This window comes from Pseudomonas sp. EU05-FHT14B02 (genome assembly GCF_058791055.1).
Genome location: NZ_JBYTDD010000008.1, coordinates 38,447 through 64,717 on the forward strand (window position 1 = coordinate 38,447; position 26,271 = coordinate 64,717).

The following is a 26,271-nucleotide window of genomic DNA, read 5'->3' on the forward strand; positions in this document are numbered from 1 at the left end:
CATGTCGGTCGAAATACAACCCGCATATTTGCGCTGTATCGAATGGCGTGTTTTGGCTAAGGTTCCTGCATTGCCAGGGAGCGCTGTATGACAACCGTCATTTTACCCGCGGTTCCGAGAGTCCTGATCGCCGAGGCCGACCCCTGGTCCCGGGATCTGCTCAAGGAAGTGTTGTTGAACGTACGCTGCGATGCGCAGCTGGATTTGTGTGCCGATGGTCAGCAAGCGCTGGAGCTGTTGGCCGCCAATCCCTATGACCTGGTGATCGCCGACTGGGAGTTGCCCGGCGTCGATGGCCTTAACGTCCTGCGCAGCATCCGTCAGCGCAAACGCAATCCGCCGATGCCGTTCATTCTGATGAGCAGTCGTAACGACAGTGCCAGTGTGCGCGAGGCCTTGCCGCTGGCGCCGGCGGCGTACCTGACCAAGCCCCTGAATATGCAAAGCCTGACCCATCGGTTGCAGGGAGTGCTGCTGAACGCTGGCGAAGAAGTCTTGTGCGAGGCGCCGTCGCTGGCGCCGGGCATGACGTTGTCTGTGTATCTGGAGCGTCGACGCGAATTGGCCGATGGCGCGCCACTGATGACCGACGTGCAAGTGGCGGTCAAACGCAGCCTCAATCCCAATGGCCTCGATCTGACGGTGCTGGAAGACGAAATTCGCACCGACCCGCAGGTCACGGCCGTGCTGATCGCCGCTGCCAACAGCGCGGCCCGGCACCACGGCGCCGCTGTGCAAACCCTGTCCCAGGCGCTGCATCGCCTGGGCACCGGGCAGAGCATGAACCTGATTCTCGGGTTGGCGCTCAAGCGCAGTGCCCGGCTCAGTGATCCGCAATTGGCCGACTATGCCGAGCGTTACTGGGGGCTGTCCCTGCACACTGCCGAATACGCGAGAACCCTGGCGCGCTTGCTCGATCTGGATCAGGAGCGCTGCTATTGCGCCGGCATGTTGCATCGTCTCGGCGATCTGGCGTTGCTGCGGTGTTTGCAGGAATGGAAACAGGCCGGTGGCGAACTGGACGAGTGGGAGGAAGTAGGTGAGGCGCTGGCTGAATACGGCGCGGCCTATGGTTCGGCACTGCGCACACGCTGGCGCCTGCCACTGGAGTTGCGAGAGCTGATTGCGGCGGCCTACCAGCTCGGTGGCGGGGTTTATTCCCGCGAAGCGCTGGTGATGAACATGGCGGCGCAGATGGCGCGCCTGAGCGAGCATGAGGGCATCGAGGCGCTGGCGAAGAGCCGGACGGCGAGGTTGCTCAAGATCGACCTGCCGGAGCTGATGCGCCTGCGCAAGAAATGAGGCTCATGCGCACCCCTTGTAGGAGCGAGCTTGCTCGCGATGTAGGTCAAAGATAACGCGGGAAATCTGAATCTCAGTGTTGCTCTCGGGTTTTTCGCGAGCAAGCTCGCTCCTACAGGGCGGGGATTCGTCAGCCCGTCACAATCCGGTTCTTGCCCTCGCGCTTGGCCTGATACATCGCTGCATCCGCCCGGGAAAACAGGTTTTCCACGTTTTCGTCCGTGGCGGTCAGGCTGGTCAGGCCCTGGCTGACGGTGATGCCGAACGTCTGGCCCTCATGGTTGAAACTCAATTGCTGAATCTGCCGTTGCAGGCGTTCAGCCACTTGCAGGGCCATCTGTGGCGTGCACCCGGGAAACACCGCTGCAAACTCCTCACCGCCAATACGCCCGAACAGGTCGCCACGACGCAACGCTGCGCGGCCGCTTTCGGCAATGCGCTGCAACACGTTGTCGCCTTCCTGGTGACCGTAGGTGTCGTTGATCGTCTTGAAGTTATCAATATCCAGCATCAGAAACGACAGCGGCTCGCCCTGTTGCCGAGTGTGTGCGAACGCGCGGTGGGCGCATTCGAAGAAATGACGACGGTTGCTGCTCTGGGTCAGCGCATCGATGGTAGCCAAGCGATGCAGTTCGGTTTCCATTTGCTTCTTGTCGGTGATGTCTTCGGCGATGCCGACGATGATCACCGGTTGCCCCGGCTCGGGCTGGCGGTTGATGTAGCATTTGTCGCTTAGCCAGCGCACCTGGCCATCTGCGGCGATGACTCGATACTCGCGGTCTTCGATGGCGCCTTTATCCAGCACTTCAGCCAGGCTGCGTTCGGCATAGTCCAGGTCGTCAGGGTGAATGCTGTCGCACCATTGATTGCAGTCGGCCAGCAGTCGATCGGCCGAACGGCCAAAGATCCGTTCATAGGCGGGGCTGACGTAAAGCACCTTGCGGGTTTCCCAATCGAATGCCCACAGCACTGCATTGACGCTCATAAGCAAGGTGCTGAACAACTGTTCGCGTTCGCTCAGGGGGGCGACTTCACGTTGGGCATGCATCGGCGCTATCAGGGGCCGTGCGGCCTCGGGCCAATGCGACGCAGATGAGTCTTGCAGGTTTTTTGGGGCCATCGACACAAATCTCAAAGGGCATGCCGCGCGTTCGATAGCGGCCAACACCAAGCCCGGGGAATGGCGAAGTGTCTTTGAGATAGGGCTTTTTAGATGAAGTTCCCGCCTTGTGTGGCGAGGGAGCTTGCTCCCGCCGGGCGGTACTGATGGCACGCCACATAACTATGTGGGAGCGAGCAGGCCCGCTCCCACAGGTTTTTTCAGACGGCGGCAGGGCGCAGGGAGTAGGTCTTCAACTGATCGGCGAAGTCGCGCAGGGATTGAATCCCGCTGGCTTCGGCTTCGTGTACCCAGTCCTTGATGGCCGCCAGCATGTCGTGGCCATTTGAGCTGGTCTTGACCCAGATCTGCTGCAGAGCCAGGCGTTTCTCGTAAATTACCTTCAGTGCCTGGCTGTGCTCGAGCATGTTCTGGATGCGTACATGGTGTTTGTCATCCAGCAGGCTGGTCTCCCGCGAAAGCAGGCGTTTGGCCCGGTGGAACTGGTGACGTACCGAGTGATCGACCTTTTCCAGCTCTTGCTTGACCAGCGGGCCGATCACCAATTTGCGGTACTGGGCCATGATCTGGAAGCGGTTGTTGAGGATCGCCATGGCGGTGTCCATGTCCAGGTTGCCCTTGCCTTCGACGCGATGGGCAATCGGCGCAACCCGTTGAACCTTGGCCAGGCGCAGGAAGCTGAAGACTTGAATCCACGCCCAGCCCAGGTCGAATTCCCATTTCTTCACCGACAGCTTTGCCGAGTTAGGGTAGGTGTGATGGTTGTTATGCAGCTCTTCGCCGCCAATCAGGATGCCCCAAGGCACCAGATTGGTCGCCGCATCGCGACATTCGAAGTTGCGGTAGCCGATGGCATGGCCCAGACCATTGACTACACCGGCGGCCCACACTGGGATCCACATCATCTGGATCGCCCAGATGGTGATGCCGATGGTGCCGAACAGCAGCAGGTCGATAACGCCCATGATCGCGATGCCCAGCAGCGGGAAGCGGCTGTAGAGGTTGCGCTCGATCCAGTCTTCGGGGCAGTTCTTGCCGTAGATGCGCAGCGTCTCGGGGTTTTCCGCTTCGGCGCGGTACAGTTCGGCGCCTTTGCGCAGCACCGTGGACAAACCCTTGATGACCGGGCTGTGCGGGTCATCGACGGTTTCGCATTTGGCGTGATGCTTGCGGTGGATGGCGGTCCACTCGCGGGTGTTCTGCGCCGTGGTCAGCCACAGCCAGAAACGGAAGAAATGCTTCAGGCCGGCATTCAGCTCCAGGGAGCGATGGGCCGAGTAACGATGCAGATAGACCGTGACGGCGATGATCGTGACGTGGGTCATCAGCAGGGTGACTGCTACCAGTGACCAGGGCGACAAGCCAAGAAAACCTTCGTACCACATAGGCTATAGGGCCCTCGATGAAAGAAAAAACAGCCGTTGCATTATCACTAAGCCCACACAGAAAACCAGTCGCCCTTTCAGATAAGAGTGGCTGGATGTGTCTTTAAACTATAATTCCAACCTTTTTGTAGGGACATGGATCGCCGGATGTCTGCCACCTATCGCGATGCCTTGCGTGCAGCGCTGCTCTATCTGCTGCTTTCTGTGGTTTGGCTGCAGATCAGTGGCTATTTATTAAACAGTTTCTTCGATAGCTCTGCCGAGCGATTGCGATGGCAACTGATCAACGGTTATGTCTGGGTGCTGTTCAGTGCCGGGTTGATCTTCATTGCCCGGGCGCGGCTGCTGCGGTGTCTGGGTATCGGCGCCAAACTGCGTGAGCGCGATGTCGACCGCATGCGCTTGCGCCAGGCGGCAGCCGTGTTTGACTGTACCCGCGAAGGTGTGCTGGTCACCAATCGGGAAGGTCTGATCGTCCATGTGAACCGGGCGTTCATGGAAATCACCGGTTACGGGTGTGAGGACGTGCTGGGGCAGCGGCCCAACCTGTTCAAGTCCGGGCGACACTCTCCTGAGTTCTATCAGGTGATGTTTGCCACGCTCGCCAGTGTCGGGGAGTGGAGTGGAGAGATCTGGAACCGGCGCAAAAGCGGCGAGATTTACCCGCAATGGCAAACGATCCGCCTGATCCACGACGACTACGGCCAGCCGAACCAATATGTGGCGGTGTTTTCCGACATCAGCGCAATCAAGAATTCAGAACACGAACTGATGCACCTGGCGCACCACGATCCGCTGACCGATCTGCCGAACCGCTTGCTGTTCATCGACCGTGCCGAACAGGCCCTGGCCTCGGCACAGGTCCATAAGCGTGGCTGTGCGCTGCTGATGGTCGATCTCGATCACTTCAAGATGATCAACGACAGCCTCGGGCATACCATTGGCGACCAGTTGCTCAAGGCTGTGGCCGAGCGCCTGGGGGCCATGTTCGGTCCGGGCGTTACCCTGGCGCGGTTGGGTGGGGATGAGTTCGCCATACTTGCCGAAAGCTGTCCGCAACTGGTTCAGGCCGCTGCGTTGGCCCAGCGGATCATCGATGGCCTTAAAGAGCCGTTCCTTATTGATGGGCACCAACTGTCCATAAACACTAGCATCGGCATTAGCCTGTTCCCCAGCGATGCGTTGAGCGTCGAGCAACTGCTGCGCAATGCCGACTCTGCGCTGTTCAAGGCCAAGAGTGCGGGGCGCAATGATTATGCCTTGTACACCGAAGAGCTGACGGCCCACGCCCAGCAACGGGTCGAGATCGCCTTCGAATTGCGCCAGGCCCTGGACCGGCAAGAGCTGCGGGTCTATTACCAGCCTGTTCACGACCTCAAGACCCGTCGCCTGATTGGCGTCGAGGCGCTGGTGCGTTGGCAGCACCCGCAGCGGGGCCTGGTGTCGCCGGCGGAGTTCATTCCAGTCGCCGAACGAACCGGTCTGATTGCAGAAATCGACGCCTGGGTCATGGCGCAGGCGTGCCGGCAGATGTGCCAGTGGCAGCAGGGCGGAGTGGTGCTGTCGTTCGTCGCGGTCAACGTTTCTTCGCGTCTGTTCGCCCGTCGTGAGCTGTATCAACAGGTGGCGCAAGTCCTTCACGAAACCGGGCTGGAGCCGGCGTTTCTCGAGTTGGAAGTCACTGAAAGCGCGGTGATGGAAGACCCGGAAGTCGCGCTGGAGCAGATGCATCGCCTGCGCGAGCTGGGTGTGCGCCTGGCCATCGACGACTTCGGCACGGGTTACTCATCGCTGCTGCGGCTCAAGCGTCTGCCGGTGCAGAAGTTGAAAATCGACCAGGGCTTCGTCGCCGGGTTGCCGTGGGATGAAGATGATGCGGCGATTTCACGAGTGATCATTGCGCTGGCCCAGAGCATGGGCATGCAGGTCCATGCCGAGGGGATCGAGCAGGTCGAACAGGCGGCTTTCCTGCTCGAGCAGGGATGTGATCTGGGGCAGGGCTATTGGTTCGGGCGGCCGGTGCCGGCTGGGCAGCTGGATTGGTTGCGTGCTCCGATGATCGTGTAGGAGCGAGCTTGCTCGCGATGGTGGCAGGGGCACCGTGTTCATTCAGGCAGTCCTTGTCATCGTTAACGTTCATCGCGAGCAAGCTCGCTCCTACAGGGGGGGCGTACTTCTAAAGGGTGCAAACCCTTGCCCCGCCAAATAATGTCTTCTAGTTATATAAACATTCTTAAATAGTCTTTTTAAGAATATCTACACCTCTCTAGTATTGCTCTCAAGCCGCAAGCAGTGCCGTCACTGCGAGGCAACCTCTCAGTTGAAGGAGCAGCAATATGAGCGCATCCCTACGTAGCGTCGACGGTCAAGACGAAGCCACCATCCTGCGTGAAATCCAGAGTGCCCTGCGCGATCTGCGCTTTGGCGCTGTGGAAATCACTGTGCACAACGCCCAGGTGGTGCAGATCGAACGCAAGGAAAAATTCCGTTTGCAGCAGCCGGGCAACAAGTCGGGCTGAGGCGAATCAGGCAACGCGATATTCCATAAGAAAAAGCCAACAAACCAAGAATTCCAGGAGCTTTCACCATGTCGTCGATTCGTCATTTCGCTTTGGCCGCCCTGGCCAGCGCCCTTTTTGCCGGTTCCGCCGTTGCCAAGGACTATGAGCTGCTCAACGTGTCGTACGACCCGACCCGCGAGCTGTATCAGGACTACAACGCCGAATTCATCAAGTTCTGGCAAAAGGACCACGCCGGTGACTCCGTGAAAATCCAGCAATCCCACGGCGGTTCGGGCAAGCAAGGTCGGGCGGTGATCGATGGTCTGCGTGCCGACGTCGTGACCCTGGCCCTGGCCGGCGATATCGACGAAATCGCCAAGCTTGGCAAGTCCCTGCCGGCGGACTGGCAAAAGCGCCTGCCGGACGCCAGTACGCCTTACACCTCGACCATCGTGTTCCTGGTGCGCAAGGGCAACCCTAAAGGCATCAAGGATTGGGGCGACCTGATCAAGAATGACGTCTCGGTGATCACGCCGAACCCGAAAACTTCCGGCGGTGCGCGCTGGAACTTCCTCGCGGCGTGGGCCTATGGCCTGAAAGCCAATGGTGGCGACGAAGCCAAGGCCAAGGAATACGTGCAAACCCTGTTCAAGCACGTGCCAGTGCTGGACACCGGTGCTCGCGGCTCGACCATTACCTTCGTCAACAACGGTCAGGGCGACGTATTGCTGGCCTGGGAGAACGAAGCCTTTCTGGCCCTGAAGGAAGAGGGTGGTGCCGACAAGTTCGACATCGTCGTGCCTTCGCTGTCGATCCTCGCTGAGCCGCCGGTGGCGGTAGTCGACAAAAATGCCGAGAAAAAGGGCAACGAGCAGATCGCCGAAGCCTACCTCAAACACCTGTACAGCCCGGCCGGCCAGGAAATCGCGGCGAAGAACTTCTATCGTCCACGTGACAAGGACGTGGCTGCCAAATACGCCCAGCAGTTCCCGAAACTGGAGCTGGTGAGCATCGACAAGGATTTCGGCGGCTGGAAAACCGCACAGCCGAAATTCTTCAATGATGGGGGCGTGTTCGACCAGATTTACCAGGCGCAGTAATCTTAAATAGCCATCAACGAGCCCCGGATTCACCTCCGGGGCTCAGTGCGTTCTCAACCAAGGACTTTTATGTCGCGTCGTATCTCCCCCGTCATACCCGGCTTCGGGCTGACGCTGGGCTACACCTTGGTGTACCTCAGCCTGATTGTGCTCATACCACTTGCGGCGATGTTCGTGCATGCCGCTCAACTCACCTGGGATCAATTCTGGGCAATCATCTCGGCGCCGCGGGTGCTGGCTGCATTGAAACTCAGCTTTGGCACCGCCCTGTGTGCCGCGATCATCAACGGCATCATCGGCACGCTGCTGGCTTGGGTATTAGTGCGCTATACCTTCCCTGGACGAAAAGTGATCGATGCAATGATCGACTTGCCGTTCGCATTGCCCACGGCGGTGGCCGGTATTGCGCTGACGGCGTTGTACACCCCTACCGGTCTGGTGGGTCAGTTTGCAGCGGATCTGGGTTTCAAGATCGCCTACACCCCTCTGGGCATTACCCTTGCCCTCACTTTTGTGACACTTCCATTCGTAGTACGTACCGTACAGCCAGTATTGGCGGATATTCCTCGTGAAGTCGAGGAAGCGGCGGCGTGCCTGGGTGCAAAACCCTTGCAGGTTTTCCGCCATATCCTGCTGCCTGCACTGCTCCCGGCATGGCTTACCGGCTTCGCATTGGCCTTTGCCCGCGGGGTCGGGGAGTATGGTTCGGTGATTTTCATCGCTGGCAACATGCCGATGAAAACCGAGATCTTGCCGCTGCTGATCATGGTCAAGCTCGACCAATACGATTACACCGGCGCTACCTCCATTGGTGTACTGATGCTGGTGGTTTCCTTCGTCCTGTTGCTGCTGATCAACTTGTTGCAGCGGCGCATCGAAACCCCATAAGGAGGCGCACCCATGTCCCAATCGTCTATTGCTGCCGCTTCCTCGAACGCTGCCCGCCGTGGCAGTGCGACCTCGCGGCGAATCCTGATCGGCCTTGGCTGGCTGATTTTTGCGCTGTTCCTGTTGTTGCCGCTGTTCATCGTGGTGTCCCAAGGGCTGAAGCTCGGCCTCGGTGCGTTTTTCGCCGCGATCTTTGAGCCGGACGCGCTGTCGGCCCTGAAACTCACGGTCATCGCCGTGTTGATTTCGGTGCCGCTGAACCTGGTGTTTGGTGTCAGTGCCGCGTGGTGCGTGAGCAAGTACTCGTTCCGTGGCAAGAGCATGCTGGTGACACTGATCGACCTGCCGTTCTCGGTGTCGCCGGTGATCGCCGGTCTGGTCTATGTGCTGATGTTCGGCGCCCAAGGCCTGTTCGGCCCATGGTTGCAGGACCACGACATCCAGATCGTCTTCGCCCTGCCGGGCATCGTGTTGGCGACGATCTTTGTCACCGTGCCGTTCGTGGCCCGTGAACTGATCCCGCTGATGCAGGAACAAGGTACCCAGGAAGAGGAGGCCGCGCGTCTGCTCGGCGCCAACGGCTGGCAGATGTTCTGGCACGTCACCGTACCTAACATCAAATGGGGCCTGATCTACGGCGTGGTGTTGTGTACCGCGCGGGCCATGGGGGAGTTCGGTGCGGTGTCGGTGGTTTCCGGGCACATTCGCGGGGTGACCAACACCCTGCCGTTGCACGTTGAGATCCTCTACAACGAATACAACCACGTGGCCGCGTTCGCCGTGGCGAGCCTGTTGCTGATCCTGGCGCTCTTCATCCTGCTGCTCAAGCAGTGGAGCGAAAACCGTATTAACCGCCTGCGCGCCAGCGCCGCGGAGGAATAATTCATGTCGATCGAAGTGCGTAACGTCAGCAAGAATTTCAACGCGTTCAAGGCGTTGGACAACATAAGCCTGGACATCCAGAGCGGCGAACTCGTCGCGTTGCTCGGTCCGTCGGGCTGCGGCAAGACCACGCTGCTGCGAATCATCGCCGGCCTGGAAACCCCGGATCAGGGCAACATCGTGTTCCACGGTGAAGACGTTTCCGGCCATGACGTGCGGGATCGCAACGTCGGTTTCGTATTCCAGCACTACGCCTTGTTCCGCCACATGACGGTGTTCGACAACGTCGCGTTCGGCCTGCGCATGAAACCGAAAAACCAGCGCCCGAGCGAAAGCCAGATCGCAACCAAAGTCCACGAACTACTGAACATGGTGCAACTGGACTGGCTGTCGGATCGCTACCCGGAACAACTCTCCGGCGGTCAGCGTCAGCGCATTGCACTGGCCCGCGCCTTGGCGGTGGAGCCGAAAGTGCTGCTGCTCGACGAACCTTTCGGCGCCCTCGACGCCAAGGTCCGTAAAGAACTGCGTCGCTGGTTGGCGCGCCTGCACGAAGACATCAACCTGACCTCAGTGTTCGTGACCCACGACCAGGAAGAAGCAATGGAAGTCGCCGACCGTATCGTGGTGATGAACAAGGGTGTGATCGAGCAGATCGGCTCACCGGGCGACGTCTACGAAAACCCGGCCAGCGATTTCGTCTATCACTTCCTCGGTGATTCGAACCGACTGCACCTGGGCGAAGACAATCACGTGCTGTTCCGCCCGCACGAGGTGTCGCTGTCACGCCATGAACTGGAAGACCACCACGCGGCGGAAGTACGGGACATTCGTCCGCTGGGCGCGACAACGCGGGTGACGCTTAAGGTTGAAGGGCAGAGCGATCTGATCGAAGCCGAAGTGGTCAAGGATCACGATAGCCTGATCGGGTTGGCGAAGGGAGAGACGCTGTTCTTCAAACCGAAGGTTTGGCAGAAGGTCGCCAACATCTAAAGCAAAAGCTTCGCGAGCAAGCCCGCTCCCACAGGGGTTCTATGTGCACCATAGATCCTCTGTGGGAGCGAGCTTGCTCGCGATGACGGTCTAGACCGCAGCGCGCTTCGGATTGACCCGCACACCTCCCGCCCGCGCCTCGATCTGCTCTTTCAGGTCATGCCGCATCCCCAGCATGAACGCCAGCTCTGCCACCACAAACAACGGCCCGACAATCAACCCCGTCACATCATCGACGAACGCCGGTTTGCGCCCTTCGTAGTGATGGCCGACAAACTGAATCGCCCAACCGATCACGAACATCGCCACGCCGCTGCCCAGCCACACCAGCGTGCTTTGCTGTGCCAGCGCATGCCCGGCCCAGACACTCAGCCCGAGCAGCACGGTCATCAATACGCCCAGACGCAACTCCAGTCGCAGGTAAAACCATGCCGATGCCAGCGAAACGAGTACCGCCGGAGACAGCCACACGCCGCCCAGCGACCACTCCGGCCGGGACAGCAGCACCGCGACGGCCACCACGATCAGAGGAATGCCGATAAAGTGCGAGGCGATGTTGCGCGGGTCACGGTGGTAGGCGGCGTATTGACTGAGGTGGTCGACGAGGCTTTTCATTGTTGTTCTCCTGTAGGGTGATTGATCATGCCCCGGGGCCATTTCCCGCTCTGTCAGCCAGGCGACAATCTCTAGGAGTTTCCATGGATATTCACGTCTGGCGTCCACGCCTGATGAGCGGTCAGTGGTTCAACCATTTGCCTGTTTCCCTACAGGATAGCCTGCTGTCGGCGGCCAGGCTGCGGCGCCTGTCGCCGGGCCAGCGGCTGTTCAAGCGCGGCGATCCGCCCTGTGGCCTGTACGCGGTGCTTGAAGGCGCGGTGCGCGTCGGTGCCGTGAGCGAGCAAGGCAAGGAAGCGTTGCTGAGCCTGGTGGAGCCGCCGCACTGGTTCGGCGAAATCTGCCTGTTCGATGGCCAGCCACGCACCCACGATGCCTACGGCGTGGGCCAGTGCACGCTGCTACATATTCCCCAGAACACTTTGCTGGCGCTGCTGGACGAGCATCCGCAGCACTGGCGGCAACTGGCATTGCTGATGAGCCAGAAATTGCGCATGACCTTCATCAACCTCGAACAACTGAGCCTGTTGCCGGCCCCGGCACGGCTGGCGCACCGCTTGTTGTTGATCGCCGAAGGCTATGGCGAGACCGCCCCACCGCGCCGCGTCCTGCAACTGCCCCAGGAGCAGCTTGCCGCAATGCTGTCGCTGTCGCGCCAGACCACCAACCAGATTCTCAAGGAGTTGCAGGGGCAGGGGATTATCGGGCTGAGTTACGGCGAAATTGAAATCCTCGATGCTGCCAGGTTGCGGGAGCTGGCCACAATCTGAAACTCGACTCATATCCCTTGTGGGAGCGGATCAATCACCGCAACCCATCCCGAAATTGCCCCGGTGTCATCCCCGTCCAGCGCTTGAACGCGCGACTGAAGCTGCTGGTGTCGGCAAACCCGAGCAGATAACTGATTTCGCTCAGCGACACCTGCTGGTCGCGCAGGTGCAGTAGGGCGAGGTTTTCGCGGCTTTCGTTGAGCAACGTGTCGAACCGGCAGCCTTCATCGGCCAGGTGCCGTTGCAGGCTGCGCAGGCTCAGGTGCAGGGCCTTGGCGATGTGTTCGGCGCTGGGTTCGCCTTCGGGCAGTTGTTCTTCAATGGCATCGCGAACCTTGCGCTCCCAGGTCAGCGGCTTGAGTTGTGCCAGGGTGCGTTTGAGCACGGTTTCGTTGTGTTCGGCCAGTTCCGGGTTGGCGTCATCCAGGTGGCTGTCGAAGTCGACGAGGGCGAACTCCAGCCGGTCTTCGTCGGCGCCGAAGTGCATGGGCGAGCGGAAGACCTTATGCCATTGGTGCGCGTCCATCGGCTCCGGGCGACGCAAGTAGGTCGCCAGTGGCGCGTAGTCGCGACCCAGGCGATTGCGGCAGGTGCGCACGTAAATCGCCATGAACGCATCGATGGCTTCGAAGGCCGGGGCGGGGTTACCGGTCGGGATTTTCAGGCTGAAACGGTAGCGATCCTCGGCACGGGTCAGCTCCAGTTCCAGGGCATCGCTGACCACCTGGTGATAGCGCACGATGCGCTCGAACACTTCCCGCAGGCTGCCGCTGGCCACCAGCGCATAACCCAGCGCATGGAAGGTGGTCGGGCTGACGAAACGCGAAACCCGCAAACCGATCGCCGGGTCACCGCTGGCCTGCACCGCCAGATTCCACAGGTGCGTGGTGCCCGACAGCGGATAGCGCGCGTTCGGGTCGTCCATCAGTTGCGGGTCGAGCCCCGCTTGCTGGCACAAGGCGGTGCTGTCGATGCCCAGGGCATCGAGTTGCTTGCGCAGGGCGCGGGTCCAGCTGGCGAGGGAGGTCGGTTCAGTCATGCTGATTGGCGCTTCCGGTCAACAGGTTGGCGTTCTCGGCTACCGCGTTGCGAGGGTTCGCAAGGCAGGATGCAACCATCAATAACCAGAGGATGGAAGCATGAGCGGTACTTCTGCAAGCCCCCAACGACTGAATGCAGCCCAACGATCGGCCCATATCCGTGAAGTGGTGCTGGCCAGAGGCGTCGAGTTGCGTGAGCAATACCCGATTCTCAAGCATCAGGACGCCCTCGGCGCAGGCATTCTGGCCTTCGCCCTGGCTGGTATGGTCGGTTCGGCGGCGCTCTTTGTGACCGGGCACATGGCGTGGTGGGCGTGCCTGCTGCTCAACGCGTTTTTCGCCTCGTTGACCCATGAGCTGGAGCACGACCTGATCCACAGCATGTACTTCCGTAAGCAGAAGGTGCCGCACAACCTGATGATGGGGCTGGTGTGGCTGGCGCGGCCGAGCACCATCAACCCGTGGATTCGCCGCCACCTGCACCTCAACCACCACAAGGTCTCGGGTTCTGAAGCCGATATGGAAGAGCGCGCCATCACCAACGGCGAACCATGGGGCATCGCGCGATTCCTGATGATTGGCGACAACATGATGTCGTCGTTCATCCGCATGCTGCGGGCCAAGACCTGGGCGCAAAAGATCAGCATCGTCCAGCGCACCCTGAAGGTCTACGCACCGCTGGCGCTGATACATTGGGGCACCTGGTATGTGTTTCTCGGTTTCCATGCAGCGAACGGCGTTGCGCATCTGATGGGCGCACCGATCGAGTGGTCGGCGACCACCTTGTCGGTGATGCAGGTGATCGACATCGCGGCAGTGGTGATCATCGGCCCGAACGTGTTGCGCACGTTCTGCCTGCACTTCATCAGCTCGAACATGCACTACTACGGTGACGTGGAGCCGGGTAACGTGATGCAGCAGACGCAAGTGCTGAATGCCTGGTGGCTGTGGCCGTTGCAGGCGTTCTGCTTCAACTTCGGCAGCAGCCACGGGATCCATCACTTTGTGGTGAAGGAACCGTTCTACATCCGGCAGCTCACCGTTCCGGTGGGACACAAGGTGATGCGCGAGATGGGCGTGCGGTTTAATGATTTCGGCACGTTTGCACGGGCCAATCGGTTTGAGCGCAAGGACGAAGTGGCTGCGCAAAAGGTGCGTACGGTCGGGGCTTGATTGGGTGGCTTAGATGGCCCCATCGCGAGCAAGCTCGCTCCCACAGGGTGTGTCGGTGTGAATGCGATCTTTGCATCACATCGGCCAGTGTGGGAGCGGGCTTGTTCGCGAATGCGGTGCATCAGGCAATATCAATCCGGCTGAAACGGCGACTCACTCAAGATCACCCCTGTCTCATCCACATACCGCTGCCAGTGTTCGATCAAGGCACTGAGCTTCTGCGGTAGGCTCGACGCCAGGTCATGAATTTCCCCCGGATCATTGCCCAGGTCATACAACTGCCAGGTCGCCGGCCCCACCGGTCCCGGGATGTAGACCGCCTTCCATTGCCCTTGCCGAATCGCCCGTCGTCCGAACAATTCCCAACCGGTGACGGTGTGCTCGTCATGCACTTGCGCCGTCTCGCCCGACAAGAACCCAAGCCACGACTTGCCTCGAACTTCCGCCACGGGTTTGCCGTGCCACTGCTTGCCTGGATGACGCACGCCGGCCAGATCAAGAATGGTCGGCGTGATGTCCATCACCGTGCCAAACCCATGGCTGATCTGGCCCTTGAGCGGCAATTGCGGGTAGTGCACCAGTGCCGGAACACGTATCCCGCCTTCGGTCGTGAAGGCTTTGAACAGCCGCGACGGCGCGGTCGCCACTTGCGCCCAGTTCGGCCCGTACCAGACGTAGGAGTTGGCGCGACCGATGTTGTCCAGGCTGTTGTCGTAATGCTGGTTGAGATAGGTCAGCAACTGCGGGCCGAATTTCGGAAAGGCCTCCAGCAACGCCCCTTCGGCACCGTTATCGGACATGAACAGGATGAAGGTGTTGTCCAGTTGCCCTTGCTGGCGCAAGTAATCGACGACCCGCCCGATGTTCCAGTCCATGCGCTCGACCATCGCCGCATAAACCTCCATGGCACGGGCGGAGATCTGCCGTTGTTCGTCGCTCAAGGCATCCCACTGTGCATTCAGCTGGATCAGCGGATGGGGTTCGACATCGGCCTCGATCAACCCCAGGGACTTGAGCTTTTCCAGGCGCTCGAGTCGCAGCACTTCAGGGCCGGCGTCATAGCGCCCGCGGTATTTTTCCACCACCTCGGCCGGCGCCTGCAGCGGCCAGTGGGGCGCGGAAAACGGCAGGTAGGCGAAGAAAGGCCGGGTCTGGTCGCGCTCCTTGAGGTATTGCAGCAGCTTGTCGCCAAAGGCATCGGAGGAATAAAAATCCTTCGGCAGTTCATCGATGAATTGGTCGTCTTCGATGTACAGCGCCGGGGTGGATTTCAGCAGCCGTGGCGTCGTTTCATCGTAGGTCGGCTCGAAGCCGTAATGGTTGGCCGCGCCGGGCAACAGCGAAAACGAACGCTCGAAACCCCGGGCATGAGGCGCCAGCTCTGCGGTCAGGCCCAGGTGCCATTTGCCGCTCATCAATGTCTGGTAACCGGCCTCGCGCAGCAGCTCGGGCAGGGCGACCACGCGGTCGTTCAGGTGTCCTTCGTAACCCGGTTTGCCGATCAGGTCCGGGGTCAGTGCTTCGGCCATGGTGCCGATGCCGGCGATGTGGTGGTCGGTACCGGTGAGCAGCATCGAGCGGGTCGGCGAGCAGGTCGGCGCGGTGTGAAAATCGGTCAGGCGCAGGCCATTGTTGGCCAGTGCATCGAGATTCGGCGTGTTGATTTCGCCACCGAAGGCGCCGATGTCGGAAAAGCCCAGGTCATCGGCCAGGATCACTAGAAAGTTGGGACGTTGCGGCATCAAGAATTTCCTTTTTCAGTAGGCAATGAAGGACAACGGCAGATCGCGGACCTGCACCGGCACGGGGGGCTGGTAGTGATCGTCGCTGGTGAGTTCGTGAAGCAGTTCCTCGCGTAACTGGTGGAAGTCGAAACTGCTGCGCTGGCGCGGATGGGGCAGGGCAATGTCGACCACTTGTTTGATCCGCCCCGGACGCGGCTCCATCACCACGACACGGTCGGCGAGGAAGATCGCTTCCTCGACATCGTGGGTGACCAGCACGGTGGTGATTTTTGCCCGGGCGCGGATCGCCAACAGTTCGTCCTGCATCTGCTGGCGGGTCAGTGCATCGAGGGCGCCGAAGGGCTCATCCAGCAGCAGAATCCGTGGGCTGGCCACCAGGCCGCGAGCAATGGCCACGCGCTGGGCCATGCCGCCGGAGAGCTGGTGCGGATAGGCGCGGGCGAAGTCGCCCAGGCCCACCAGTTCGATGAAATCATGGATGCGCCTGTGCTTTTGCGCAGCGCTCAATGGCTCGTTGACCAGGCCCAGGCCGATGTTGTCGGCCACGCTCAGCCACGGGAACAAGCGGTGTTCCTGAAAGACGATGCCGCGCTCGCCGCCGATGCCGGTGACGGCTTTTCCGTCCACGCTGATTTGCCCGCGAAACTGCGTATCGAGGCCCACCAGCAGCCGCAGCAAAGTGGATTTGCCGCAGCCGCTGGAACCGACAATGGCGACGAACTCGCCCTCGGCGATGTCCAGGTTGAATTCGCGAATGGCCTCAAGTGTGAAGCCGTCGACGTCGAAGGTTTTGCCCACGTGATTGAAGCTGACAATCGGTGCGTTCATGCGTGTCTCCAGCGAGTGACGCGGATTTCCAGGCGTTGGCCAATGAGGTTGAGCAGGGCGCCGGTCAGGCCCACCAGCAGCATGCCGGCCATGATCAGGTCCATGCGCAGCAGTTGCTGGGCGCCGATCATCTGGCTGCCGATGCCGCCGTTGGACGGCATGAAGTATTCAGCGCCAATGGTGCCGAGCCAGGCGTAGATAAGGCTCAGCCGAAGCCCTGCAAAAATTCCCGGTGCCGCGCCCGGTAGTACCAGTCGAACCAGTCGCTGACGCAGACTCAGGCGCAACACCTGCGCGGCCTCGTTCAGTTGCGGCGACAGGTGGGCGACGCTGCGTTGGGTGGCGATAAACAGCGGGAAAAAGGCGGCGAGCGCGATAAACACCCACTTGGCCAATTCCCCCAGGCCGAACCACGCGGTGAGCAGTGGCACCCAGGCGAATATGGCGATCTGACGGATGGCGGCGAAGGTTGGGCCGAGCACGCGTTCACTGATGCGCGACAACCCCAGCAGCAATCCCAAGGTAAACCCGAACCCGCCACCGAGCAGCAACCCGCCAAGGGTTCGGCCCAGGCTCAGGGCCATGCCAGCAAGCAATGTGCCGTCGAGCAAACCATCCCGAGTGGTCTGCAGGACAACCAGCGGGCTGACCAGAATGTTCGCGTCGACCCACTGCTGATCCGAGGCCAGTTGCCACAACGCCAGAAGCGCCAGTGGCAGCAGCCACGGTTGCAATCGCTGCCAACCTTGATAACGCGGCCCGCGGCGGATTTCGGCGGTGGCCGGGTGCGGCCAGTGCACCAGTTTCCTGTCCAGCAAACCGATGCCGCGATCCATCGCCACACCGATCAAGCCGATCACCACGATGCACACGAACACGATGTCGAGCATGAACAGCTGCCGCGCCCAAACCATCAGGTATCCGATGCCTTCACTGGAAGCGAGCAGTTCAACAGCGAGCAGTGAAGTCCAGCCGGCGGCCAGTGCGAGGCGCACACCGGCCATGAATGCCGGCAGTGCGGCAGGCAGCAACAGGCGTCGGATCAGCAGGTGTCTGGGCAGGCGCAACACGGCGGCGGCTTCGCGCAGTTTTGGTTGTGCATCACGCACACCGACCAGCGTATGCAGGGTCACCGGCACCACGATGGCCTTGATCAACACCACCAGTTTCAGCACTTCGCCAATGCCGAAAAACACCATGAACAATGGAATCCAGGCTAGGGTCGGAACTTGCGCCAACCCGGCGAAGGTTGGAAATACCAGACGCTCCAATCGGCGACTGAAGCCCAGTGCGGCACCCAAAACCGCACCTGCGCTGATCCCGGCCAGCAGCCCCCAGAACAATCGTTGCAGGCTGATCCACAAATGGCTCCACAACTCGCCTTGGGACAGTTCCAGTGCGCTGCTCCAGACCAGGGTCGGTGCCGGCAGGATCTGCTCGCTCATCCAGTGATTGCGGCTGGCGAGCCACCAGAGGCTGAACAGGAGAGTTGGCAACAACCATGGCAACAGCCGATGGTTCAGGCTCGGCCAGCGCTGCTTGCTTTCAAGCGACGGCGCGGGCAATGGCAGGCTGAGCAGAGAAACACGGGCCATGGGTGACCTCCGTTGTCGAGTTGCAATACAGGCCTGCTTTTTTGTGGGAGCGAGCTTGCTCGCGATGAGGGCGTGTCAGGCGACTTATGTGCTGGATGACACACAGCCATCGCGAGCAAGCTCGCTCCCACAGGGTTAAAGGCGTATGCAAAATTGATCTATAAAAATTAAAATCAATGCTATTGAGAGATAAGCGAGACCATTTAAGGCCTCCATAAGCCACTGCATCCAATGCATTCGAAGAATATTTTTGATGCTGCAAAGGCATACGTCACGGAGAGGTCCGCAGGCGTTGATATAGATCTAAATGCTCTAAAAGTGTGAATTTATAGTATTTAAGTGTTGATTCTACTTGGGCCTACTTTCGACCCATCAACGCCCGTTGCCTCAAGGAGCCGCAACCATGAACCTTCCCTTCAAACGTGTCATCAGTCTGTTCGCCGCACCGGCCTTGGCGGGCCTGCTGGCTTTCACGGCCAACGCTGGTGAACTCAAGGAAATCCGCATCGCCGTGCCGGACCTGAGTGCCGGTACCCAGCACAGTGGTGGCGGTGTCGTGGATGTGCTGCGTGATCAACAGATCTTCGAAAAGGCTTTCGCCGATCAAGGCATCAAGATTCAGTGGAGCTTCTTCAAGGGCGCAGGCCCGGTGATCAACGAGGCGTTCGCCAACGGTCAGGTGGACCTTGCCTACCTCGGCGATCTGGCAGCCATCATCGGCAAGTCCAATGGCCTGGATACGCGGTTGCTCAGCGCCTCGGCGCGCGGGGTCAAGCATTACCTCGGCGTGGTGCCGGGTTCAGGGATCAAGACTCTGCAGGACCTCAAGGGCAAACGCGTGGCCATCTTCCGTGGCACCGCCAGCCAACTGTCCTTTGACGCGGCGCTGGCTAGCCAGGGGTTGAGCGAGAAGGATGTGAAAGTCATCAACCTCGACTTCAACGCGGCGGTCGCGGCGCTGGCGGCGAAGCAGATCGATGCCTCGTGGGGCGGTTCCGGGCTGACGGCGTTGCAGGCCAAGGGGTTGGCCGAGTTGCCGCTCAATACCAAGGATCTGGGCGGTGCCGGCAGCGTGCAGGCGGTGCTGATAGGGACTGGAAAGTTTGTCGATGCGCATCCGGAGGCGGTGGCGAAACTGCTCAAGGCCCAACAGCAGGCCGTGGAGTGGCTGACCCAGGACAGCAACAAGGACGCCTACATTCAGTTGGTGTCGGGGCTGGCGAGTTATCCGGCGGTGATCCTCACACAGGACCTGAAGGATCAGAAACTGAGCGAGGTGTTCCCCTCGACGCTTGACCCGGTGTTCCTCGGCAAATTGCAGGATGCCGTGGACCTGGCTTCGCAGCAGAAGCTGATTCGCAAGTCGTTCAAGGTCAGTGATTGGGTGGTGCCGGAGTTGGCTGCGGCGAAGCTCTGAATTTTCAGTGAGCTCACTGGGCCCCATCGCGAGCAAGCTCGCTCCCACACTGAGCGTGTGAACACTGGAGGTCCCCTGTGGGAGCGAGCTTGCTCGCGATGAGGCCCTAAACCGCAACGGCAATCTGCTGCCTGTCCACCGCCACCAACGTCTCGATCATCGCCCGCGCCGCCGGTGACAACCGGAACCCCGTGCGGCTGACAATCCCGCACCGCGCATTCATGCTCTCAATGTTCTGCGGCAGGTTGCGCCAGTGCAGCAGCGCCAGCGACCCCTGGGCAATGTCTTCAACAAACGCTTCTTCAGTCCCCACGCCGATGGCATTGGATTGCAGCACCACTTTCACCAGCGCCGGAAAATGTTCGGTCTCGATGGTCGGTGAAAAATCCACCCGGCCACTGAGGTTCGCCAGCAGTTTGCGAATGCCCGGCGGGATCTTCGTAGTCGCCAGCGGGTAATCGAACATGTCGTTGGTCGACAGGCTCTCCTTGGCCAGCAGCGGATGCCCTGGCCGGCAGAAAAACACGCCGCGCTTGGGCGTCAGAGCCTGGGTCTGGAAGTTCGGATCGGACTCGAAATGGCGGATGTCGGCGATGAAGAACTCGATCTCTTCACGGCTCAGGGCGCGGCTGAGTTTCTCCCAGTTATCCACCTCGAAACAGGTGCGCACTTTCGGGTGCGCGTTGATGAATTGCGCCACCGCATCCGGCACCAGTTTCACCGCCGGCGCCGGGCCGCAACCGAAGCGCAGTTCACCGGCATCGAGCTTGGTCATCTGCGTCACTTCGCAACTGAGCAACGCCGCACCCTGCACCAGGCTGCGGGCATGTTGCAGCACCACCAAGCCTTCAGGGGTGGGGCGCAAATCCTTGTTGCCACGGTCCACCAGGACGCAGCCGAACTCGTGTTCGAGCCCCTGAATGCTGCGACTGAAGGCAGGCTGGGTAATGCCCATGGCCTCGGCTGCGCGCACGAAACTGCGGTGTTCGTCGAGGGCGATGAAGTAACGCAACTGGCGAAGATCCATATGCTTTTCCGGCATCCTAAAAATAGCTCGAAGGCATTTGCGACGAGGGTTGACTGAGGTTTTAAATGCAACCTCTTATTCCGTCAACGAAGCATGTTGATATCTATTAGATCTAAATTGAATATAGATAGAGCAGTGTTTCGCGGCCGGTTCAACCGCAAGCAGTCTGATGAGGGTCTACCCATGAGCAATGCCGCTTTCGCAGTACAACCCGCTGTTCACGCGCTTGAAATCCATCCGGTGGCCGGTCGCATCGGTGCCGAAATCCGTGGCGTACAGCTTTCGGGCGAGCTGGATGCCGCCACTGTTGAAGCCATTCAACAGGCGCTGCTGCAATACAAAGTGATCTTCTTCCGCGACCAGACCCAGCTCGACGATCAGCGCCAGGAGGCGTTCGCCCATCTGCTCGGCGAACCGGTGGCGCACCCGACCGTACCGGTGCGCGAAGGCACGCGTTTTCTGCTGGAACTGGACGGTGCCGAAGGCCAGCGAGCCAGCTCCTGGCACACCGACGTGACATTCGTCGAGGCCTACCCCAAAGCTTCGATCCTGCGCTCGGTGGTGGCCCCGGCTTTCGGCGGCGACACCCTGTGGGCCAACACCGCCTCTGCCTACGACGGGTTGTCGGCGGAGCTGCGTGAGCTGGCCGACAAACTGGTCGCCGTGCACAGCAACGAATACGACTACGCCGGCACCCGGCCGGACGTCTCGGCCGAGAAGCTGGAGCGTTATCGCAAGATCTTCACCTCGACCGTCTACGAGACCGAGCACCCGGTGGTCCGCGTGCACCCGGTCAGCGGCGAGAAAAGCCTGCTGCTGGGGCATTTCGTCAAACGCATCAAGGGTTATTCCCAGGCCGATTCGGCGCACCTGTTCGGTCTGTTGCAGAGCCATGTGATCCGCCAGGAAAACATCGTGCGCTGGCGCTGGAAGGCCGGTGATGTGGCGATCTGGGACAACCGCTCCACCCAGCATTACGCGGTGGATGACTACGGGACCCAGGATCGCATCGTGCGCCGGGTGACGCTCAAGGGGGAAGTGCCGGTAGGGGTGAACGGGCAGGTCAGCCAGACCGTGAAAGGGCCGGATATCGGCGGCGTCTGAGCCGACGCTATCGCGAGCAAGCTCGCTCCCACAGGAGATCTTCGGAGTTCACAGGAATCAGTGTGGGAGCGAGCTTGCTCGCGATGGCGGCCTGGCAAGCAACACAGCATTTACTTCGATCGGGAACCCCGCCTTATGAGTCCGTTACACCTCGCTTCAACCTCTTCCCCCCAACGGCTCAAACGCCTGCCACTGGCCTTGTTGCTGGCAGGCAGTGCCGGTTGGACCCAAGGCTATGCAGCCGACAGCGCCTCCCCGGAATCCATTCCGGCCAAGGCCGCCACGGCCGACAGCGCGCAATTGGAAACCGTGACGGTCACCACTCGCCGCCGCGAAGAAAGTTCTCAGGATGTGCCGACGCCAATGAGCGTGGTCAGTGGCCAGACTCTGGAAACCCAGCGGGTCTATCGCATCCAGGATCTGCAGCAACTGGTGCCGAGCGTCAACGTCGCCTACATGCATGCGCGCCAATCCAGCGTGTCGATCCGTGGCCTGGGCAACAACCCGGCCAGCGATGGCCTGGAAGGCAGTGTCGGCCTGTACATCGACAACGTTTACCTCGGCCGCCCCGGCATGGCTGTATTCGACCTGATGGACATCGAGCAACTCGAAGTGCTGCGTGGTCCGCAAGGCACCTTGTTCGGCAAGAACACCACCGCCGGCGTGATCAACATCAGCACCCGCGCGCCGACCTTTACCCCTGAACGCAGCATCGAATCTTCGGTGGGCGAGGATGGCTACTTCCAGACCAAGGGCACGATTTCCGGCCCGCTGAATGACGAACTGGCGGGACGTTTTTCCGCGTATCGCACCCGCAGCGACGGTGACATCAAGAATGAATTCGACGGCCACGATTTGAACGGTGGCTCCCGCGAAGGCTTCCGTGGGCAGTTGCTGTTCAAGCCTAACGAGTCGTTCAACTTGCGCTGGATCGGCGACTACAACGAGGAAGATTCCAGCGCCGGCACCCGTGTGTTGTACAACACCGGCCCAACCATCAATGGCACCAACCTGTATCAGACCCGGGCCAACGCGGCGGGCGCGACACTGGTCGACGGCACGCACCGTAAGGTCAACCTGAACAACGAACAGCACGTCACCGTGCATCAGGGTGGTACTTCGGTCGAGGCCAACTGGACGCTGCCAAGCGACTTCACCCTGACCTCTATCAGCTCCTATCGCTGGTGGAATTTCACCCCACGCAACGATGATGGTCTGAACGTATCCGCCTTCCACAACGCTGGCGTTTCGGTGGAGGATAAACAGTACTCTCAGGAGTTTCGCCTGGCGTCGCCTACCGGTGGATTCTTCGATTACGTGCTCGGCGCCTATTACTTCGGTTCCGACCTGGACAACAAATCCTTCACCTTCTACGGACCGCAAGCGGACATCTGGAGCGGTACACCTAACGGTGCGCTGAACAACATCGACAGCGTCGGCAACGGTCACATCGAAACCAACAGCTTCGCGCTGTTCGCCCAAGGCACCTGGCACCTGACCGAACGCCTGGATTTCACCGCCGGGCTACGTGGCACCTATGAAGAGAAAAGCGCCAATGTCACCCGTGATGCCCCGGTGGGTGGTGCAGCGGTTACCGGTGCGGCGGCTGCGGCACGACGTGCTCGCGCTGGCGTCTTCGACTCCGGCGATCTGAATCAGTACAGCTCCAGCCCTTCGGGTCTGTTGAACCTCAGCTACCGCATCACCGACGACCTGCTCACATACGCCACCTTGTCCCATGGCGAAAAGTCCGGCGGGGTCAATCTGGCGGTAGGCACGGCAGCGGTTGCCGGCGCCGACTCGCTGCTGATCGGCACCGAGCGCGCCAATAACGCCGAGCTCGGTTTGAAGAGCACCCTGTGGGACCGTCGCCTGCAACTCAATGCCAACCTGTTCTGGACCCAGGTCAACGGCTATCAGACCAACGCCTACGACGCCGTCAATCGCGTGCAATACCTGACGAACGCCGGCTCCGTGCGCTCCCGTGGCGTGGAGTTCGAAAGCACCCTGATCCCGCTGCGTGGCCTGACGCTGAACATCAACGGCTCGTACAACGACGTCAGCTATCTCTCCTACAAGGATGCACCGTGCCCGCCGGAAGTCAGCCTGGCACCGGGCGCTCCAGCGTCCTGCGACCTCAGCGGCCATCAAGTGGTCGGTGCTTCGAAATGGATCGGCAACGCCAATGGCGAATACAAATGGAACCTGAGCAACGGCTTCGAAGAGTACGTCACCGCCAGCTATGCGTTCCGCTCCAAAGCGGTGGGCACAGTGGAAGATTCCGACTTCGGGCAGATTCCGAGTTATGCGGTGGTCAACCTGTCCACCGGCCTTCGCGGCGACTTCAACCAGGGGCAGTGGGACGTTTCGCTGTGGCTGAAAAACGCCTTCGACAAAACCTACTACACGACGCTGTGGACGGCCGCCAATGGCGGTTATGAAGGCCTGCTCGGCACACCGCGGACGCTGGGCGTGACCGGTCGATACGACTTCTGACGGCGAAAAACCATGCCTTGAATGAATACTTTCAATGCGGGCAAGGCATCGGTTTTTTTCCACAACGCCGGAGCCCTTGAATGGCGGGCTCTGGCGGTGGGTTGATGGTTTTATATATTCGCTAAAGGTCTAAACATAAGTTTAAACATTACTTTAAGAGCTAAGCGTTCAAGCCAATGATTGCTCTACCAGGACGTCGTCGGGGGGATGTTCAGCACGACGTTCCGGTAATCCGCAAAGAGACCGCAGGGAGTTAAACAATGGGCAATGTCCAGACCGCCGCCGGTGCACATGAAGTGCTGTGGCGCCAGGCACCCGGTGGTGAGCTGGTCGACCTCGGCCGACCGCACCGGGTGCCCTTGGGCCAGTTGCGTTTGCAGCGCGCGCCACAAGACGTCCTTCGCCGACGGGAAACGATCGTGCTGGGCTTGCTGGCGTTGCTGGTGCATGGCGCGGTGATCTATTGGGTCAATCAGCAACCGACCACCGTGCTGCCCATCGTGCCACCGCAGATTCCGCCGATGACCATCGAGTTCTCGCGTCCGGCGCCACCGGTGGTTGAGCCGCCGCCACCGCAACCTGTCCAGCCAGTGGTTGAGCCGCCTGCGCCCGTGGAAGACGAACTGGCTGTGAAGCCGCCGCCACCGAAGCCGGTTCCCAAGCCCAAACCGGTTGCCAAGCCGGTAGCGAAGCCGGCGCGAAAAGCCGTTGAACAACCACCTGCGCCGCCACAACCGGCAGCGCCTGTCGCGGCCCCGGTGCCACCTGCGCCACCTGCGCCGCCTGCGCCCGCACCTGTGACACCGGCCTCGGCCACCGCCGGTTACTTGAAAAACCCGGCACCGGAATACCCCTCGCTGGCCCAGCGTAAAGGCTGGGAGGGCACGGTGTTGTTGCGCGTGCATGTGCTGGCCAGCGGCAAGCCCGGCGATATCCAGCTGCAGAAAAGCAGTGGCCGCGATGCGCTTGATGAGGCGGCGCTGAATGCAGTGAAGCGCTGGAGTTTCGTGCCGGCCAAGCAGGGTGATGTCGCCCAGGACGGTTGGGTCAGTGTGCCGATCGATTTCAAGATTCATTAAACCGAAACCAAATTCGCGCGAAACGTTTACACGAGGAATACATCATGACGTTACTGGCATCTCCACTTGAATCCATCGAAAGCGCGGTGATCTGGCTGCTGGTGGTTTTTTCCGTCGCGACCTGGGGTCTGGCATTGCTCAAGGGCGTGCAGTTCGGTCGCCTCAAGGCACAGGATCGAAAGTTTCATCAACAGTTCTGGGCCGCTTCGAGTCTCGACTCGGCGGCCGAACTGAGCGAAACCCGGCCCGGAGCGGCAGCCCGGGTTGCACAGGCCGGTTATGCGGCCATCCAGGTGGGCGAGGCGCCGCAGGCGGCGGACCTGAGCCAGGCGATCAATCATCAGGATCGTCTGGAGCGAGCCTTGCGACAGCAGATCGTGCGTGAGCGCCGGTCGCTGGAAACCGGGTTGGCGGTACTCGCGAGCATTGGCAGCACCTCGCCGTTCATTGGTCTTTTCGGCACGGTGTGGGGAATCATGGAAGCGTTGAAAGGCATCAGCGCGGCGGGCTCGGCAAGCCTTGAAACGGTCGCCGGGCCGATTGGCGCGGCACTGGTCGCCACCGGCGTAGGTATCGCCGTCGCGGTACCGGCGGTGCTGGTTTACAACTATTTTTTGCGTCGTTTAAAACTGACGGCGGCGGACCTGGATGACTTCGCCCACGACTTCTACAGCCTGGCGCAGAAGAGTTCGTTCCGTGTGCTGATCCACCCGACGGCGCACAAAGTGGCGGCCCAGGGCAGCGTGCAGAAAGTGAAGGAGGCGTCCTGATATGGCCTTCTCCACGCAAGACACCGATGAGGTGCTCAGTGAGATCAACGTTACGCCGCTGGTGGATGTGATGCTGGTGTTGCTGGTGGTGTTCATCGTCACCGCACCGCTGCTGACCAACGCGATTCCGATCAACCTGCCCAAGACCGAAGCGGTGGCGCCGGTGGAGCAGAAAGACCCGTTGGTGGTGAGCATCGACGGTGCCGGCAAACTGTTTATCAACAAGGACGAGATACAGCCGGACTTGCTGGAGTTCAACCTCAAGTCGGCGAAGGCGAAGGACCCCGAGGTGCGCGTGCAGTTGCAGGCGGACGATGGGGTGAATTACGGCGAAGTGGCACGGGCCATGGCGTCGATTGAACGGGCAGGGATTACCAGGCTGTCGGTGATTACTGCGCGTTAACGGATTTTCGTTTTCCGGGGCCGTCTCCTTGGCAGGGT

Annotated in this window: 23 protein-coding genes; 15 read left to right on the plus strand and 8 right to left on the minus strand. The window is 60.5% G+C overall.

Annotated elements, in window-relative coordinates; all coding sequences use genetic code 11:
- The first annotated feature begins 87 nt into the window (after positions 1-87).
- On the plus strand, positions 88-1,302 hold the full coding sequence (locus AC3WTM_RS09975) for a response regulator (protein WP_102672714.1): 1,215 nt from the start codon (positions 88-90) through the stop codon (positions 1,300-1,302).
- Positions 1,303-1,432: 130 nt separating this feature from the next.
- Here the strand turns inward: AC3WTM_RS09975 and AC3WTM_RS09980 are convergent, their stop codons facing one another.
- Together AC3WTM_RS09980 and desA are read right to left on the minus strand one after the other, a co-directional pair.
- On the minus strand, positions 1,433-2,422 hold the full coding sequence (locus AC3WTM_RS09980; protein WP_102672715.1) for a GGDEF domain-containing protein: 990 nt from the start codon (positions 2,420-2,422) through the stop codon (positions 1,433-1,435).
- A 200-nt stretch (positions 2,423-2,622) separates the two neighbouring features.
- Entirely contained in the window at positions 2,623-3,807 is a 1,185-nt protein-coding gene (gene desA / locus AC3WTM_RS09985; RefSeq protein WP_102672716.1) for a delta-9 fatty acid desaturase DesA, read from the minus strand.
- 147 nt (positions 3,808-3,954) lie between these two features.
- Here desA and dibA point away from each other — a divergent pair, with 147 nt between their 5' ends.
- The 6 genes from dibA to AC3WTM_RS10015 all read left to right on the plus strand — a co-directional run bounded on the left by dibA (position 3,955) and on the right by AC3WTM_RS10015 (position 10,171).
- On the plus strand, positions 3,955-5,874 hold the full coding sequence (gene dibA, locus AC3WTM_RS09990) for a phosphodiesterase DibA (protein ID WP_102672717.1): 1,920 nt from the start codon (positions 3,955-3,957) through the stop codon (positions 5,872-5,874).
- Between the two features lie 269 nt (positions 5,875-6,143).
- The gene (gene oscA / locus AC3WTM_RS09995; RefSeq protein ID WP_056726967.1) at positions 6,144-6,326 is read left to right on the plus strand and encodes a sulfur starvation response protein OscA; all 183 of its coding nucleotides are present in this window, start codon (positions 6,144-6,146) and stop codon (positions 6,324-6,326) included.
- A 68-nt stretch (positions 6,327-6,394) separates the two neighbouring features.
- Positions 6,395-7,408, plus strand: coding sequence for a sulfate ABC transporter substrate-binding protein (locus AC3WTM_RS10000; RefSeq protein WP_102672718.1), 1,014 nt, complete (start codon positions 6,395-6,397; stop codon positions 7,406-7,408).
- 69 nt (positions 7,409-7,477) lie between these two features.
- Positions 7,478-8,296, plus strand: coding sequence for a sulfate ABC transporter permease subunit CysT (gene cysT / locus AC3WTM_RS10005; RefSeq protein ID WP_007972956.1), 819 nt, complete (start codon positions 7,478-7,480; stop codon positions 8,294-8,296).
- Positions 8,297-8,308: 12 nt separating this feature from the next.
- On the plus strand, positions 8,309-9,178 hold the full coding sequence (gene cysW / locus AC3WTM_RS10010; protein WP_102672719.1) for a sulfate ABC transporter permease subunit CysW: 870 nt from the start codon (positions 8,309-8,311) through the stop codon (positions 9,176-9,178).
- 3 nt (positions 9,179-9,181) lie between these two features.
- Positions 9,182-10,171: a sulfate/molybdate ABC transporter ATP-binding protein gene (locus AC3WTM_RS10015; protein ID WP_007983086.1), complete on the plus strand. Its 990-nt coding sequence runs from the start codon at positions 9,182-9,184 to the stop codon at positions 10,169-10,171.
- A 90-nt stretch (positions 10,172-10,261) separates the two neighbouring features.
- Here AC3WTM_RS10015 and AC3WTM_RS10020 read toward each other — a convergent pair whose 3' ends face one another.
- On the minus strand, positions 10,262-10,786 hold the full coding sequence (locus AC3WTM_RS10020; RefSeq protein ID WP_102672720.1) for an Mpo1 family 2-hydroxy fatty acid dioxygenase: 525 nt from the start codon (positions 10,784-10,786) through the stop codon (positions 10,262-10,264).
- An 83-nt stretch (positions 10,787-10,869) separates the two neighbouring features.
- On the opposite strand from AC3WTM_RS10020, the gene AC3WTM_RS10025 reads away from it, so the two are divergent.
- Positions 10,870-11,556, plus strand: coding sequence for a Crp/Fnr family transcriptional regulator (locus AC3WTM_RS10025; RefSeq protein WP_102672721.1), 687 nt, complete (start codon positions 10,870-10,872; stop codon positions 11,554-11,556).
- 34 nt (positions 11,557-11,590) lie between these two features.
- Here the strand turns inward: AC3WTM_RS10025 and AC3WTM_RS10030 are convergent, their stop codons facing one another.
- Positions 11,591-12,595, minus strand: a complete 1,005-nt coding sequence (locus AC3WTM_RS10030) for an AraC family transcriptional regulator (RefSeq protein WP_102672722.1) — start codon at positions 12,593-12,595, stop codon at positions 11,591-11,593.
- 100 nt (positions 12,596-12,695) lie between these two features.
- Here AC3WTM_RS10030 and AC3WTM_RS10035 point away from each other — a divergent pair, with 100 nt between their 5' ends.
- Positions 12,696-13,769, plus strand: a complete 1,074-nt coding sequence (locus AC3WTM_RS10035) for a fatty acid desaturase (protein ID WP_102672723.1) — start codon at positions 12,696-12,698, stop codon at positions 13,767-13,769.
- A gap of 131 nt (positions 13,770-13,900) precedes the next feature.
- Here the strand turns inward: AC3WTM_RS10035 and AC3WTM_RS10040 are convergent, their stop codons facing one another.
- Genes AC3WTM_RS10040 through AC3WTM_RS10050 form a run of 3 tightly spaced genes read right to left on the minus strand, consistent with a single transcriptional unit; the run spans position 13,901 to position 17,937 of the window.
- The gene (locus tag AC3WTM_RS10040; protein WP_102672724.1) at positions 13,901-15,511 is read right to left on the minus strand and encodes an arylsulfatase; all 1,611 of its coding nucleotides are present in this window, start codon (positions 15,509-15,511) and stop codon (positions 13,901-13,903) included.
- A gap of 15 nt (positions 15,512-15,526) precedes the next feature.
- Positions 15,527-16,342: an ABC transporter ATP-binding protein gene (locus AC3WTM_RS10045; RefSeq protein ID WP_057712506.1), complete on the minus strand. Its 816-nt coding sequence runs from the start codon at positions 16,340-16,342 to the stop codon at positions 15,527-15,529.
- Positions 16,339-17,937 (minus strand): ABC transporter permease, encoded by a 1,599-nt coding sequence (locus tag AC3WTM_RS10050; RefSeq protein ID WP_102672725.1) that lies wholly within the window; start codon positions 17,935-17,937, stop codon positions 16,339-16,341. Before AC3WTM_RS10050 ends, AC3WTM_RS10045 begins: the two co-directional genes overlap by 4 nt.
- Positions 17,938-18,340: 403 nt before the next feature.
- On the opposite strand from AC3WTM_RS10050, the gene AC3WTM_RS10055 reads away from it, so the two are divergent.
- Positions 18,341-19,354 carry an ABC transporter substrate-binding protein gene (locus tag AC3WTM_RS10055; RefSeq protein WP_102670652.1) on the plus strand — a complete coding sequence of 338 codons (1,014 nt, stop codon included), beginning with the start codon at positions 18,341-18,343 and terminating at the stop codon, positions 19,352-19,354.
- A 106-nt stretch (positions 19,355-19,460) separates the two neighbouring features.
- On the opposite strand, the gene AC3WTM_RS10060 is transcribed toward AC3WTM_RS10055, so the two are convergent.
- On the minus strand, positions 19,461-20,381 hold the full coding sequence (locus AC3WTM_RS10060; RefSeq protein ID WP_102670653.1) for a LysR family transcriptional regulator: 921 nt from the start codon (positions 20,379-20,381) through the stop codon (positions 19,461-19,463).
- Between the two features lie 183 nt (positions 20,382-20,564).
- Here AC3WTM_RS10060 and AC3WTM_RS10065 point away from each other — a divergent pair, with 183 nt between their 5' ends.
- The 5 genes from AC3WTM_RS10065 to AC3WTM_RS10085 all read left to right on the plus strand — a co-directional run bounded on the left by AC3WTM_RS10065 (position 20,565) and on the right by AC3WTM_RS10085 (position 26,233).
- Positions 20,565-21,485 (plus strand): TauD/TfdA dioxygenase family protein, encoded by a 921-nt coding sequence (locus AC3WTM_RS10065; RefSeq protein WP_102670654.1) that lies wholly within the window; start codon positions 20,565-20,567, stop codon positions 21,483-21,485.
- A gap of 135 nt (positions 21,486-21,620) precedes the next feature.
- Positions 21,621-23,981, plus strand: a complete 2,361-nt coding sequence (locus AC3WTM_RS10070) for a TonB-dependent receptor (RefSeq protein ID WP_102670655.1) — start codon at positions 21,621-21,623, stop codon at positions 23,979-23,981.
- Between the two features lie 260 nt (positions 23,982-24,241).
- The gene (locus AC3WTM_RS10075) at positions 24,242-25,060 is read left to right on the plus strand and encodes an energy transducer TonB (RefSeq protein WP_102670656.1); all 819 of its coding nucleotides are present in this window, start codon (positions 24,242-24,244) and stop codon (positions 25,058-25,060) included.
- Between the two features lie 44 nt (positions 25,061-25,104).
- Positions 25,105-25,830: a MotA/TolQ/ExbB proton channel family protein gene (locus tag AC3WTM_RS10080; protein ID WP_057712499.1), complete on the plus strand. Its 726-nt coding sequence runs from the start codon at positions 25,105-25,107 to the stop codon at positions 25,828-25,830.
- Position 25,831: 1 nt separating this feature from the next.
- A complete protein-coding gene (locus AC3WTM_RS10085) occupies positions 25,832-26,233 on the plus strand; it encodes an ExbD/TolR family protein (protein ID WP_008045412.1) in 402 nt (133 codons plus the stop codon).
- Positions 26,234-26,271: the final 38 nt, after the last annotated feature.

Bases quoted from the DNA above. Each gene is read 5' to 3' on its own strand.
- AC3WTM_RS09975 (WP_102672714.1), top strand. From the start codon at position 88: ATGACAACCGTCATTTTACCCGCGGTTCCGAGAGTCCTGATCGCCGAG.
- AC3WTM_RS09980 (WP_102672715.1), bottom strand. From the start codon at position 2,422: ATGGCCCCAAAAAACCTGCAAGACTCATCTGCGTCGCATTGGCCCGAG.
- desA (WP_102672716.1), bottom strand. From the start codon at position 3,807: ATGTGGTACGAAGGTTTTCTTGGCTTGTCGCCCTGGTCACTGGTAGCA.
- dibA (WP_102672717.1), top strand. From the start codon at position 3,955: ATGTCTGCCACCTATCGCGATGCCTTGCGTGCAGCGCTGCTCTATCTG.
- oscA (WP_056726967.1), top strand. From the start codon at position 6,144: ATGAGCGCATCCCTACGTAGCGTCGACGGTCAAGACGAAGCCACCATC.
- AC3WTM_RS10000 (WP_102672718.1), top strand. From the start codon at position 6,395: ATGTCGTCGATTCGTCATTTCGCTTTGGCCGCCCTGGCCAGCGCCCTT.
- cysT (WP_007972956.1), top strand. From the start codon at position 7,478: ATGTCGCGTCGTATCTCCCCCGTCATACCCGGCTTCGGGCTGACGCTG.
- cysW (WP_102672719.1), top strand. From the start codon at position 8,309: ATGTCCCAATCGTCTATTGCTGCCGCTTCCTCGAACGCTGCCCGCCGT.
- AC3WTM_RS10015 (WP_007983086.1), top strand. From the start codon at position 9,182: ATGTCGATCGAAGTGCGTAACGTCAGCAAGAATTTCAACGCGTTCAAG.
- AC3WTM_RS10020 (WP_102672720.1), bottom strand. From the start codon at position 10,786: ATGAAAAGCCTCGTCGACCACCTCAGTCAATACGCCGCCTACCACCGT.
- AC3WTM_RS10025 (WP_102672721.1), top strand. From the start codon at position 10,870: ATGGATATTCACGTCTGGCGTCCACGCCTGATGAGCGGTCAGTGGTTC.
- AC3WTM_RS10030 (WP_102672722.1), bottom strand. From the start codon at position 12,595: ATGACTGAACCGACCTCCCTCGCCAGCTGGACCCGCGCCCTGCGCAAG.
- AC3WTM_RS10035 (WP_102672723.1), top strand. From the start codon at position 12,696: ATGAGCGGTACTTCTGCAAGCCCCCAACGACTGAATGCAGCCCAACGA.
- AC3WTM_RS10040 (WP_102672724.1), bottom strand. From the start codon at position 15,511: ATGCCGCAACGTCCCAACTTTCTAGTGATCCTGGCCGATGACCTGGGC.
- AC3WTM_RS10045 (WP_057712506.1), bottom strand. From the start codon at position 16,342: ATGAACGCACCGATTGTCAGCTTCAATCACGTGGGCAAAACCTTCGAC.
- AC3WTM_RS10050 (WP_102672725.1), bottom strand. From the start codon at position 17,937: ATGGCCCGTGTTTCTCTGCTCAGCCTGCCATTGCCCGCGCCGTCGCTT.
- AC3WTM_RS10055 (WP_102670652.1), top strand. From the start codon at position 18,341: ATGAACCTTCCCTTCAAACGTGTCATCAGTCTGTTCGCCGCACCGGCC.
- AC3WTM_RS10060 (WP_102670653.1), bottom strand. From the start codon at position 20,381: ATGGATCTTCGCCAGTTGCGTTACTTCATCGCCCTCGACGAACACCGC.
- AC3WTM_RS10065 (WP_102670654.1), top strand. From the start codon at position 20,565: ATGAGCAATGCCGCTTTCGCAGTACAACCCGCTGTTCACGCGCTTGAA.
- AC3WTM_RS10070 (WP_102670655.1), top strand. From the start codon at position 21,621: ATGAGTCCGTTACACCTCGCTTCAACCTCTTCCCCCCAACGGCTCAAA.
- AC3WTM_RS10075 (WP_102670656.1), top strand. From the start codon at position 24,242: ATGGGCAATGTCCAGACCGCCGCCGGTGCACATGAAGTGCTGTGGCGC.
- AC3WTM_RS10080 (WP_057712499.1), top strand. From the start codon at position 25,105: ATGACGTTACTGGCATCTCCACTTGAATCCATCGAAAGCGCGGTGATC.
- AC3WTM_RS10085 (WP_008045412.1), top strand. From the start codon at position 25,832: ATGGCCTTCTCCACGCAAGACACCGATGAGGTGCTCAGTGAGATCAAC.